This is a genomic window from Mesorhizobium sp. M1088, assembly GCF_040318575.1.
Classification (GTDB): Bacteria; Pseudomonadota; Alphaproteobacteria; order Rhizobiales; family Rhizobiaceae; genus Mesorhizobium.
Map to the genome: position 1 here is coordinate 1 of NZ_JAMYMO010000075.1, position 11,605 is coordinate 11,605.

General features: G+C 58.5%; 11 protein-coding genes and 1 pseudogene. 4 read left to right on the forward strand and 8 right to left on the reverse strand.

Annotation, left to right across the window (positions count from 1 at the left end; genetic code table 11):
* Positions 1–451: 451 nt before the first annotated feature.
* Both NKH49_RS33730 and NKH49_RS33735 read right to left on the reverse strand, forming a co-directional pair.
* Positions 452–853, reverse strand: coding sequence for a hypothetical protein (locus NKH49_RS33730; RefSeq protein WP_352624380.1), 402 nt, complete (start codon positions 851–853; stop codon positions 452–454).
* Between the two features lie 1,239 nt (positions 854–2,092).
* Positions 2,093–2,242, reverse strand: a complete 150-nt coding sequence (locus NKH49_RS33735) for a hypothetical protein (RefSeq protein WP_352624379.1) — start codon at positions 2,240–2,242, stop codon at positions 2,093–2,095.
* Positions 2,243–2,304: 62 nt separating this feature from the next.
* Between NKH49_RS33735 and NKH49_RS33740 the strand changes: the two genes are divergently transcribed.
* A complete protein-coding gene (locus NKH49_RS33740) occupies positions 2,305–2,580 on the forward strand; it encodes a hypothetical protein (protein WP_352848100.1) in 276 nt (91 codons plus the stop codon).
* 137 nt (positions 2,581–2,717) lie between these two features.
* On the opposite strand, the gene NKH49_RS33745 is transcribed toward NKH49_RS33740, so the two are convergent.
* Both NKH49_RS33745 and NKH49_RS33750 read right to left on the reverse strand, forming a co-directional pair.
* Positions 2,718–3,941: a hypothetical protein gene (locus NKH49_RS33745; RefSeq protein ID WP_352624375.1), complete on the reverse strand. Its 1,224-nt coding sequence runs from the start codon at positions 3,939–3,941 to the stop codon at positions 2,718–2,720.
* Between the two features lie 119 nt (positions 3,942–4,060).
* Positions 4,061–4,504 (reverse strand): hypothetical protein, encoded by a 444-nt coding sequence (locus tag NKH49_RS33750; RefSeq protein ID WP_352624373.1) that lies wholly within the window; start codon positions 4,502–4,504, stop codon positions 4,061–4,063.
* A gap of 156 nt (positions 4,505–4,660) precedes the next feature.
* Here NKH49_RS33750 and NKH49_RS33755 point away from each other — a divergent pair, with 156 nt between their 5' ends.
* From NKH49_RS33755 to NKH49_RS33765, 3 genes are all read left to right on the forward strand, one after another.
* On the forward strand, positions 4,661–4,912 hold the full coding sequence (locus NKH49_RS33755; RefSeq protein ID WP_352848105.1) for a topoisomerase DNA-binding C4 zinc finger domain-containing protein: 252 nt from the start codon (positions 4,661–4,663) through the stop codon (positions 4,910–4,912).
* A 173-nt stretch (positions 4,913–5,085) separates the two neighbouring features.
* A complete protein-coding gene (locus NKH49_RS33760; RefSeq protein ID WP_352624370.1) occupies positions 5,086–6,219 on the forward strand; it encodes a DUF4238 domain-containing protein in 1,134 nt (377 codons plus the stop codon).
* 130 nt (positions 6,220–6,349) lie between these two features.
* Positions 6,350–7,228, forward strand: coding sequence for a hypothetical protein (locus tag NKH49_RS33765; protein ID WP_352929941.1), 879 nt, complete (start codon positions 6,350–6,352; stop codon positions 7,226–7,228).
* Positions 7,229–7,876: 648 nt separating this feature from the next.
* On the opposite strand, the gene NKH49_RS33770 is transcribed toward NKH49_RS33765, so the two are convergent.
* The 4 genes and pseudogenes from NKH49_RS33770 to NKH49_RS33785 form a co-directional block, all read right to left on the reverse strand.
* Entirely contained in the window at positions 7,877–8,764 is an 888-nt protein-coding gene (locus NKH49_RS33770) for a hypothetical protein (protein ID WP_352929944.1), read from the reverse strand.
* Entirely contained in the window at positions 8,761–9,267 is a 507-nt protein-coding gene (locus NKH49_RS33775) for a hypothetical protein (RefSeq protein ID WP_352624364.1), read from the reverse strand. The genes NKH49_RS33770 and NKH49_RS33775 overlap by 4 nt, the downstream gene beginning before the upstream one ends.
* A gap of 116 nt (positions 9,268–9,383) precedes the next feature.
* Positions 9,384–10,136, reverse strand: a complete 753-nt coding sequence (locus NKH49_RS33780) for a DUF5677 domain-containing protein (RefSeq protein WP_352929947.1) — start codon at positions 10,134–10,136, stop codon at positions 9,384–9,386.
* Positions 10,137–10,712: 576 nt separating this feature from the next.
* Positions 10,713–11,605 (reverse strand): annotated as a pseudogene (locus NKH49_RS33785) (cation:dicarboxylate symporter family transporter); the annotation flags it as partial.

Below are 11,605 nucleotides of genomic sequence, written 5' to 3' on the forward strand. Positions count from 1 at the left end.
ACCCAGACCCTCGAGCGCATCGCCAATGGCTGGCCAAACAGCGCTATCGAGGCGCTCATGCCTTGGAACTACCACCGCTGAACGGCATCAGCTACCCGCTTACCTTCAAGTCGGGTTCGTGGCAAGTCGGGCGTGAGGAGGAACGGTCGCGGGGGCACATCGCGCTCTGCCATCTGCCTCTGTTTTTTGGACACGGTGAGCTGGTCCATAAGCCACCGACGCGCACTCCATGAAGACCATTGCGCCGTTGGGTGGCATGAGGGGAACACCAAAACAATGCCGCACCCAAAGGACGCGGCATTTTTCGTGGCCCCAGTCTCAGTGTAAAAGTCCCATTCACATTCTCGGACAATTCGAAGCAATTCTGGCGTCTGCTTCTGCACAACAGTCCGCAATGACCGACCGGCGGATACCAGACATTCATTACCTGACCATCCGCGCGTCGGTCACATCAACCCTTCAACCTCGTCGATCGGAGAACGGCTTGCATATGCTCTGCGAGGTCGAGTTCGCCGCGCGCCTCGATCTCTAAAAGATATCGCGCCTTGGCCAAGCGATCCCCTTCCCTTACGGCAGGATAGCCGCAGATGGCGAGCAGCGCCCTCTCCTCTTCCCGGCTGGCTCTGGCGGGGACGCCGCTGCCACCGCCTATCTCGTGCAAGGCTTTGCCGAACTCAGTATAGGCTGTCTTGTGGGCCTCAATCAGCGCTCGCAGATAATTGGACGGCTCTGAGTCTCGGCTCGACGGCTCTGCGCCGAGCGCCGTTGCCGTGACCGACGAGGCGACGACTGCGCTGCCCGAGTGGAGGAGCAAGGCGCGGCGGTTGATCCTAGACGTGACAAACTCTCCCATTTGCGTTGATGGCGATTAGGCCAGTGACGTAAGCCACTAGACGATAACACGACGGTTTGCGCATTCGTGTCAGGATGAACAGACCCAAGGAGTCGAGAGCCTGTGTGGCTCGGCGATGCACATTGCCTGCATCTCCGATAGGATGCCGCGCCCGACCGCCCTACCGAAACTTCGACTTGGGCGCCGGCTTGTCGCGACCGGGCGCTTCCATTGGGGCGGTGAAGCCTATGTATCCGCCGTGCGGAGGATGGCGCCAGCCGATCCTGCGCTCGGCCGCCATCCTACGGCCGACGCTGGCGACGTTGGTCCCATTGGCCGAGGGTGAAGCCCCGTTCGCCGATCGCGGGCCACCTCAGGCTAGGTCGGTGAGGCTCCAACGTGGTCTATTCAACAGCTCGTTATCTACCGACGAGCGGCTACCTCAAGAACAGTTTTTGACCACGCCCTCCCGTTCGGCCCAGCCCACCACAAAGGCCAGCCGGGCGGCCACACATCGCACTAAGCTACTGACGAAGAACGAAAATCGACAATCTTGGGAGGTGCAGGGAAAACCCGCACCTCGCGAAAACTGGGAATACTCGCGGCCTTTTATCTAGCCATCCTAATCGGTTGTGTTTGGCGATACTTTGTAGGCATCGTCGTTCCTCCTTCCGTCTACGATAATACAGGAATCTATTCTCTGCGTTACGATTCCGCTTTTGACCGTCGAGTTCCGATGCGCCGTGCAATCTTCCGCGCTCTGCGACGGAGTGGTTCGGCTGCATGGTTGCAGCGCTCGAACCGTCGTGGCGCACTTTTCCATCGGGCTGACGGAGCATCGTCACAGGCAATCGAGCGCGGTCCTGCCGGCTGTTCGTCGGCGCGGCCGCAGGCAAGATAACGTGCGTTCCGTCGTTCCTGGTCTGCATCGGTTCTCATCCGCCGGGGCGGATCTCCTTGTGTCAGATGGCGCCCGTCAGCGTGCGGGCGCCATGCGTTTCAACCGCCGTCGCGCCGCTCATCGATGCGCTCCGAGCAGGCGTCGATCCTTGATGTGGGCGCGTTGCGCGGCGTCGGTGTCACTCATGGCCGCGTCGCCGACATGGAACGTGCCGTCGCTCCACAGCGCATGCATGATCACTGCCAGCTTGCGCGCACCGGCGACGCAGGCCTTACAGTAGCAGCAGCGTTTGGTGATCGCCCGGCCAGCTCTTGACCCAGTCGGATCGATTAAAGCGCGTCATCAGGCCCGACGCCGGCTCATAGCGCGCGCCGCACGTCCGCGTCGCCAGCTTCGAGATGCGCACCCGAACGTCGATCGAGGAACCGGATGCGCCGCGACGTCAGCCCGAAGTAGAGCGCAACATCGCACGAGCGGAGAAAGCGCGACGGATCCTCGATCGCCGTCATGAACGAGGGCGCCGTCACCGGGCCCACACCTGGAATGGCCATGAAGCGATGGCAAGTCTCGTTTGCGCGACGATTTTCACGACGAGATCGTGCAGCCGGCAATACTGTCGCCACAGCGCGGCGCGCGCCGAAGCATGGCGTCCATCAGCTCAGCCGACAGCGGATCCTTCGCCACAGGCGTGCGCACCGCCTGGTCGAAGGTCCCTCGCCCGACCTCGCTTAGACGGATGCCAAACGACTTCAGCGAGTGCCGGATGATGGTCTCCAAGGTCGAGGAACTTGGCTTTCAGATTGCGCCGGTGAATCAGCAGAAGCTTCGTCCGGTCGCAGCTTTCTGATTTGGCGGAACCAACCTGTGCGCATCAGATGAGCGATGCCCAATGCATCGGCCTTGTCGGTGCTGTTGCGCTGCGCCGACATCGCGGCGCGAACATGGACGGTCTCAAGGCAGATGGCCGGCAAGCCGTGGCCGGGGCTACTGCTCAGGCGCGACTACGGTTCGGTGTACCTCACCCTTGCCGTCGCGCTCAATGCGATGGGTTGCATTGATGCTCAAGAAAAGCGGACCGTATTGCTGTTCCAGTTGCCGCCGCCCGCTCGCTGTTAGAATTACAGCCTGACCGGTCCCGTATAACTCGGTGTCGCGCCTGTCTGTGGTGTCGGTCCCATCAATCCATAAAACGGTACGAGCAACGATCGATCCGTCCGAATCAAGAAGCTCCAACGGAGTCGCTCTCGAGCGCGACCAACCTAGAGATCTGGCAGTGAATGGACAAATCGTGATGATGGATTCGCCCAAATCGCCAAAGATATTGCTTGGAATGCGGCAAATAAGCTTGCTTTCCTTCTCCCGGTAGAGAGGCCGGAGATCGTCCAATTCGACGAGACATGGCAGGCCCTCTATGCCGTCTGTCAAGTCGACCTGTACAGGAAAGACCAGCCGTGAGCATTCTGCCCTCTCGCGCCACACTGTCACTCTGGAAAAGCTTTTCTCGGCAAGAACAAATTGTCCGGGGATCACAGCCGAACAAAGCGAGCCTTCCGCCGCCTCTAGCCATTCCTCTTGCTTGACGCCTCCATGTTCTCGGTGGGGCAAATCGGGCTGCGGCACCCAATCAGGCCTCGGCTCGGGTTCAATCGCGAATCCTGACAACGATGGGCCTCCGATTTCAGGCCAGACCGTTGGAAAAACCCGCGGATCGACCGCATTCGCAAGCGCCAACTCGTTGAGCATCTTCCCAAACCCCCGCACAGCTGCCATTGGCAAGGGTCGACGGTAAGTGAATTGCAGCGTCATCCGCCGTAGGCTGGCCAAAATGGTATCCTCTGCCTCCGGGCCGAACGCGGCTCGCCCGCCTTCCTTCCTCATGAAATCAGCACATCGCCGACGCAACAAATCCAACGATACGTCACAATGATCAGCTAGTATCCGAAACGGAAACCGCAAGAATGCTGTCCATGTCCACGGATCATCTGACCAAACTGGGCGCTGGCCGGGACCAAGCCCTGGGGGCGGATCGAAATCCATCGCCTGATCGGGGTCTGTTGTGACCAACCGGTAAAATGCCGGCAGTGGCACCGTAGCGTGCTCTTCCAACGGCTCGCCAAGATGAACGAGCACGCGCTTGGCCTGACTGGAGACTACGAAGTCATCGTTAGACGCAGCGCATTTGGCCTCGGCCACCAAAACGTCGCGCAAGTGAGAGACATCTCGGAGCCTAAAGATTAGAGCCGCTGCCTCCCTATGACCGTCAGATTGCTGCTTCAGCAACCCTAAGAATGTGGCAAAGAAGCGCTCGCCTCCTCCCCGGCACGCAATCAGAGAGGCGGCCGCCCGCCCATGGTGCAGAATTGTAGGACACGAGAAGCCGAAGGCCTTAAGACAATGAACGCCAACAAATCCGAATAGCTAGCGATGCCGGCGATGGGTTCAACGGGCCCTGCAATCCGATACTCGCGGTATTGCCGCAAGTGCTGTTCGGTTTCGATCCACAGCGCTTCGTGTGGCATCTCGACGGTGACCTGCTCTAAAACCGTGTCTAGGTTGAGAAAAAGCGCGGGGCCAGAAGTCTGGCCTGTCGTGAGCTCGCCCAGAAGGACATCGTAGCCCTTCTCGCGCCCTGCATCGCCTTCCAACTCGATCCGCAGCCTTTGCAACTCGAGTTTTTCGCCGCCCATAAAGGATGACCAATAGCCTGTGACGGCAGCCTTCTCGGCTTTGACAAATAGGCGAAGCGCGCCGGCACGATCTCCTAAATCCATCAACCTTCTTGAGCATGCCACCATCACCTTAGCATCTCGGTCCAAGTGTGGACGAGCAGCCAGAAAGCCCTCGATTTCCGATTTGGACGCATGGTTGCCAAGGCGCTCCGCAGCTCGGCCATAGGAATAATCCAGCCCGTCTCCGCGATCGGATACATGCTCACCAATCGCCGTCAGCCATCCCGCTACATCCGCGAGCTTTGCGAGATCGCCGGCGAGGAAGTCCGCTTCGAGACGATCGAGGGAGTCGAATTGAGCCAATGCCCAGCTTGCCTCGTCGGCCAATTGGTTGAGCGGCGCAACAAAGACGGGTCGATGTTTCGTGGATGCAATCAGTTCCCCGAGTGCGACCACACTGGGCCTGCAGCCATGGTCCGTGGGCGACGCACTCCTCCACCGCGCTCGTAGCGGCTCTCTGGAAATTGCTTAGCGTCGGAAAACGCCGTGACCTTGGACAATGAATGTTCGAGCTCCCTGCAAAGGGAGTGCATTGCAGACTAAGACGCCAGCCTGGAAGCGCCAGTAGCGATGATCGTCGGAATCAGATGAAATGCGACATCAGGAGGAGGCCGGACGCGCGGATGACGAAGTCGCCTAGATATTTCCGCGCATGGGGCAATGTGCCTGCCGACGATGACGTGCAGCCGTTCAGCATGCTCAATCCATCGAGGAACGATATCAACCGGGACAACCGCCGGCATCATTTCATCTCCGCCGTCTATATGGACGGTTTTGCGGATGACCGGGGCCGAGTGCTGGCCTACCTTTGCGAAGCCCCCGAAGACCCGCTGCCGCCAATGAACCCCCGAGCCATTGGTTTCGAGCGAGACTATTATTCCCAGAAGCTGCCCGAAGGTGGTCAAGAGAACCATCGTTTCGAGGATTTGTGGAACACCATCGAGACCGTGTGGCCGGAGACGGTGCGGGCGCTCGCGGAACGCCGCCTGTCAGCCGCCATCTCTTTCAATGTGCTGGGCATGCAAACGATCATGCGCGCACGCGTTCCGGCGACGCGAGATCGGCACGCGCTGATGATCGAGGCCAAAATTCGTTGCGAGCACAAGATCGGCGAGGAACTCGGCCTCCTTCCTCCGCAGCTCGAGCGCTACGCGGGCCAATTCGACACCGTGCCGGTAGGCGTCAACCCTCACGAGACGCTCCTGGCGATGAAAGGCGAGTTCAAGAATTTCGGCGACCTCTGTTTCCGCCTCGGCTTCGAGGTGCTGCACAACAAGACAAGCACGCCTTTCCTCACATCGGACAATCCGGTCTGCAGCTATGATCCACGTCAGCCGTTCCATGCGCGGAGGCCTTACGAGCATTCCGGCGAGGTCGAGCTGATCTTCCCGGTTTCGGCTCACATGCTTGTGCGCGGCTCCAGCAAGCGGGGGCCGGTGAACATGATCTCGCGCCATCGCGACATCTCCGACAGTCGCAGGGTCCGGCAACTCAATCGCACGATAGCGCAGTTTTCCTATCGCATGACGATCGGCCAGGATCGCTCGAGCGATGACTTGATCCGCGCCCATGGCTCGTTGGTGCCGACCATCACCACAAAAGTGCGCCGGCTTGGAAAAGAGGTGCAAATCATCTGTCGCAATGTTTTCGGTCCCCGGCCGACGCTCTCCCAATATATCGACACGCCCGAGAAGGCCGCGCGCCTCGAGGCCAAAATGGCCGCCGCGTCGAGCCACGCGGACCCGACTCCCGAATGACCGGATTGATGGAAGCGCTTCCGCGATTAATCCGGCCAGTCGCGGTATCACTGACAGGTCAAGGGCGGCGTTTTGCGCCAAAGCATGCCCATGACAACCACACGTTTTGTCTCTCAAACGGGATTTCCTGATGGAGATAGCAAAGCTCTCCGAGCTGAAAAAGCTGCGGCATCTCAACGTCGAAGCCTTGAACGGCCGAGCCATCAACATGATGGCAATTTGGGAAGACGGATCCTGGCACCTCTGGTTCCCGACCGCCGATGGCACGTTGATGGAGATGCATCCGGTTGACGCCGCCCATTCGGCCTATTGGGGCAAAAGCGCAGCCCGCGACGAAGACGTGTGGTTCAGCCTCTTCGAGATATTATGGCAGCGCGCGAGTTTTCCGGATGTTGTGCCGTTGATCCATGCGATCGCCGACGATTTTCATCTAATGGCTGCCAGTGCGGCCAAGCTCGAGCACTTTCACGCGCACGCAAAAGACACCGAGGGCACGCTGGTCATTTCCTTCGTGAGGAGTGAGCTTGAGTACATCCTCATCGTTGCGAGATCGGTGTTCGACCTGACGCAAGAGGCCCTTTCGCGCTGCTGGAACAATCACATGGTTTCGCTCGACCCCGAGGCCGAGGCCATAAGGCGTAGGCATCCTCTGCCAACGAGCTTTGCAAAGGTCCTCTATCGCGCGAAGGTGGCTCGCACGCCCGCAGATCTAGTTGCTGACTACGCTCTGCCACCATCTTTGGCGCAAACCTATCTGGACTATGAGCCGTTCTTCTCGAGGCTGCGCGAATTGCGCGACGGCATCATCCACGGCATCTCGCGCACGGATGGACTCTTCGTTACGGAGAAGGGCTTTTGTGTCGTTCCCACAATGCGACCTTTTTCTGATTTCCCATGGAAGGCAGAGCACTATTTTCAACGAGAACATCGTCTCCTTGAAGCCCCGGATAGCACATATCGTCTCGGGCACGATCGACGCCTGCTCGGCCCTTTTGTTCAGCCTCGCTAACTCAACACAGTTGCCCGAGAACATTGCAGAAGGCTATCGCGTGTTTCTCCGCGATGCTGCCAATGGCGCCTTGCTCAGGTTACTGGAAGCAGAGACCGGCGATCAAGTCTGGTGGTCTCGCGCAACGGAGTCGCTACAGCCCACAACCAATCCCTAAGGGCCGTGGGCCAGCGCCCCGGAACGCAAAAAACCGCCCCGGTTAGACCGGGACGGTTATTGATTTATGATGAAATTGGTTGCGGGGACTGGATTTAAGCCTGCTTGCGTCGTCTCCGACATGCCTGGAGTAGGAGGAAATGCCCGGGATAATTCCCCAGCTGGGAACGTCGCGGAGGTGCAGCCAAGTGCAGGGGCTACGGCTGCCATTGATGGTATGGCTATTGAAACGGCACATCCCGTGCTGATGCTGACGTGTTAGAACGCCGGTAATCTAACTGCGGCCTGCTTGAGTGCTCGGCGTGCTGGTGAAGATCGTCGTAGGAAATTTGCTGAAGAGCGCTGGTTCACCGTACTCGCCGCTAGCCAACCTCACATTGCTTTCAATCAAGTCAGGCTTCCCGACTCCAAGGGCACGGGGGTAAAGGCGCACGAGAACCGATATCGGTACCCGGATGGATGCCGCGTGTTCCCATGCTTTCAGTCTGTCCATCAAATTCCGGCTTCGCCTGTCCGCGATTTCCTCGCGCGCACCCTCGTGGTAGGCGAGATAGACAATGCCGAACTCGCCCGATGGAATTGGCCCATCGCGTCGCCAAAAAGATCAACAGGACTCCATGCACGTTTGACAATGGCTTTCGGGGCATCGTTTCTCCAGACCAGAGCCAGCGGTGACCGCCATGCGTCAATCAATTCGCCGTTCATTTCGGCGGTCCGGACGATCAGGCCATCCCACTCGGGCAGGTCAGGATTCCAACCAAAGGCTGTTTCAAGTAGGTCGGGGCTACGTGCCCTCATTTGGTTTCCAAAAAATATCGTCTGCGGCATCGGATGATAGGCAACCGATCCCCAAGGATATGCCAAGGCGCGCTCCGGATTGGGCGCCAAGCGCTGGCTGACCAGCCGGGCTACCACCTCGTCTTTCGGGCATGCCTTCGCTTCCACAGTCAGAGTCAGATCAAAGCGGCCTCTAAGTCCCTTCTTTCCGGCTTCCGTTTCTAAACGGCCGAAAATGCCTTTCATGTCCGCCTCTTCGTTCAGCTCATAGTCCGAAAGCGACCTCTTTCGCTTGCATTCGATAACCATGGGATAGGGATCGTGACACCGGATGTCGGGGCTGGCTTCCGATGTCTCGGGCAAGAACTCGACCCTCCTGCCCATTTCCGCGCATCGCGCGGCGACCAGCAGCTCAAATGCGGTCGAGTCTACTTGGTCGCTCGCTCCTGTCCAAAGGCGCGGCAGTCTCGTCGCGTGCCCGCCTACTTCCCCAAGCCAGTCGAGATATCTGCCAAGTTGCAGCGCTTGCGGCACCAGGGTAGCCCCAGCAAAATGATCGTAGCCCGGGCGTTCGAGTAGGAAATCATTGGCCGTGGTGATCATCTGAGCCAGACGGTGCTGGTCCGGAAACTCGCTCTCCCGGCGAAGGCCTTTTGTGATCGACAGAAGGTCAGATTGGCTCGCGCGTGTTCGCGGGTGCGCTGCCAACCAGTGTAGAGGAAGAAGGCCTTGGAGACTCTCGAGTGACCGCGCCAAGTCATTTTCGATCCAGTCGGTGACGCGGGTTTCTTCAGCCCGGAGACGGTTGCGCCGAAGGTCTGCGATGTCACGATAGGATACTCTTCATCCTCGGTGATCGCCTCCAGAACCTCATCCGGCAGCCCACTTGCTTCCCGCAACGCGGGTCCGAGCGAAGAGAATTGCCGGTGCAAGTCCTGGGCTACCCCCTCGACCCGCTCCATTTCCACCCGGTCAGCGTCACTGCGGCTTTTCATGTATGCACGCCGCGCTTTGACGACTAAAGGCATTACTGCCTCGAGCTGGCTGTTGATCTCGTCAGCTTGCGCGAGAATTTCGCGGAATCGGGGATTGAGTTCATCGGACATGGCCGACGATATCACGCGGCGAAGACCTTGCTTAAGCTATATGGACTGGCCCTTTCGAGTCTGAGTGCCAAACCAGTTCGAAAGCGGCTAGATTTATTGCACCGGATTCTAAACCCTCAATCTTCCTCATCATCGAAGACGGACTGAAGGTCGGTGCGACGCTCATGAAACGCCGTGGCCTCCTTGGCACTTGGCGATTGGAAGTAATCGTGAACGATGTGTCCCGCGGTAGCAAGAATGACCACGAATTGATCGAGTGAGGATAACAGCGCCTCATTGCCCATCGGCGCAAATATTACGACCTCGACCTCTTCTCCAGTTGCACCGTGAAAATGCTGATCGGCCAGGGCTTTGATGTTGTTGTGGGTGTGACTACAAAGGTTCTTGTAGACGGAGCGATACACGTCCTCCATTCCAGCCATTTGAAACCGTTCGAAGATGGTCGCGGTACGCCCGAGCTTTTGCAGCTCCGCCAACGCGGTCCTATGCTCCTCCAACGTTTTGGCTGCCTCCGGGTCTTTCTTGAAGAACTCGAGATAGGGGTTGCCATCCAACCCGCGTTGCGTAAGCTCAAGCCAGTCCTTGTGGTAGAGTGCCAGCATCTGGTTGTAGTAGTCCTCGTTGCTACATAGGTTGACGAGGTCAACGTAAGCCTCAAGGTTAGTTCGCAAGATGATATCAATACCAGCCGACTTTTTGGCCTGGTAGAGGATCATCGTGCTGTCTGTGTTCTCGATGATGGATGCATAAAGAGCCATTACCGCTCGATGCACTCGGTAACCTCGGTCAAATTTCACGTCGGGCAGAATCCGCATCGTGTCTTTCATCAGGACGATCAAAAGGTCGAACATCACTTCGATTTTGCTCATGTTATCTCTTTCGTTAGCGAATTTCACAGGCTATTCGCCGTGCAAAATCACGCTATGCCGTAAATCCAGCGATTAGACGATTATCTTGATGCCAAGGGGACGCGCACTTGGTATCGCGGCGCCCGGCGACGTTGCTTAGAGGAACCCGCATAGCAACCCTCAATGACCCACATTAGGCGATAAGCGGGCGTACAAAACGTGGTGCGCTTATAAGTTCGTGCTGACGCGTTATCTGGCGCAGAGGCCCATAAGTCGGTGTCTTCGAAGCAATAAAAAAACCGACTCTAGTATCCCGCTTTGTCCATAAGCACCCGCAATTCGGGCTGAGGCGCGACCCAGAAAGTTCGAAAAGCTTCCAAGAACCCCAGCAGTTCCGGAGTACGCGAATTGCGGAGCTCTATTGCTGCCGATGTCAGCGGACGGTTCCTTTACGGCGGCTTCGTGCCCTGCCCGCAATGCCTGAGCGGCGTTCGCGCGAGCAGGCCAGCCGCAACCGCCCTTCGAAACGCCGCCGACTTGATCCTCCGCCACCAAAGCGCCGAGGGTCCGCTCGCGAGGGCCTTTGCCGATCGAACTTCATCCGGGTCGCCCACCGCGCGCGACGACGAGCGTTGCCATTGCGTTGCTGAGCAGATTCGTGAACGCACGGCATTCGAACATGAAGTGGTCGACGCCAAGGATCAGCGTCATGCCGACGAAAGGGGCGGTCGGGACGACAAAGAGCGTTGCAGCCAAGGTGACGAATCCAGTACTGGTAATGCGATCTGCTCCTTTCGAAGGGAGCATGGCGAAGAAAAGCAGCAGCACCTGATCGCCGATTGACAGATCGGTGTTCGTCGCCTGCGCGATGAAGAGGGCCGCCAGGGTCATGTAGATATTCGTGCCGTCCAGATTGAACGAATATCCGGCCGGGATGACGAGACCCACAACCGAACGCCTGGCGCCCGCCTTCTCCATCTTCTCCATGAGCGAGGGAAGCGCGGCCTCCGAGGAGGACGTTGCGAGCACAAGCAGCAGCTCTTCCTTGATGTAGCGAATGAGAGAACAGATCGAAAAGCCGTTGTAGCGGCAGACCGCGCCGAGAACCCCGAACACGAAGAGGAAGGCGGTGAAATAGAACGTCGCGACCAGCATCGCGAGATTGACGACCGAACCGATGCCATATTTGCCGATGGTGAAGGCCATTGCGCCGAAAGCGCCGATAGGCGCGGCCTTCATCAGAATGCTGACGAGCTTGAAGACAGGCGCGATGAGCGCCTGAAGGAAGCAAACGATAGGCTTGCCCGTCTCTGCAGCCATCGCGAGCGCCATGCCGAACAGAACCGAGAAGAACAGCCCCTGCAGGATGTCGCCTTCCGCGAAGGCGCGACAATCGTTGGCGGGATGATGTTCATCAGGAAGCCGGTGACCGACTGCTCGTGGGCCTTTGCGGCATAGGTATTCACGGCCTGGACATCGAGCGAGGCCGG

Excerpts from the sequence above, each read along its gene's own strand:
- NKH49_RS33770 (WP_352929944.1), bottom strand. The coding sequence starts at position 8,764 with ATGATCACCACGGCCAATGATTTCCTACTCGAACGCCCGGGCTACGAT.
- NKH49_RS33755 (WP_352848105.1), top strand. The coding sequence starts at position 4,661 with ATGCTCACCAATCGCCGTCAGCCATCCCGCTACATCCGCGAGCTTTGC.
- NKH49_RS33730 (WP_352624380.1), bottom strand. The coding sequence starts at position 853 with ATGGGAGAGTTTGTCACGTCTAGGATCAACCGCCGCGCCTTGCTCCTC.
- NKH49_RS33775 (WP_352624364.1), bottom strand. The coding sequence starts at position 9,267 with ATGTCCGATGAACTCAATCCCCGATTCCGCGAAATTCTCGCGCAAGCT.
- NKH49_RS33765 (WP_352929941.1), top strand. The coding sequence starts at position 6,350 with ATGGAGATAGCAAAGCTCTCCGAGCTGAAAAAGCTGCGGCATCTCAAC.
- NKH49_RS33735 (WP_352624379.1), bottom strand. The coding sequence starts at position 2,242 with ATGACGGCGATCGAGGATCCGTCGCGCTTTCTCCGCTCGTGCGATGTT.
- NKH49_RS33760 (WP_352624370.1), top strand. The coding sequence starts at position 5,086 with ATGACGAAGTCGCCTAGATATTTCCGCGCATGGGGCAATGTGCCTGCC.
- NKH49_RS33780 (WP_352929947.1), bottom strand. The coding sequence starts at position 10,136 with ATGAGCAAAATCGAAGTGATGTTCGACCTTTTGATCGTCCTGATGAAA.
- NKH49_RS33750 (WP_352624373.1), bottom strand. The coding sequence starts at position 4,504 with ATGGATTTAGGAGATCGTGCCGGCGCGCTTCGCCTATTTGTCAAAGCC.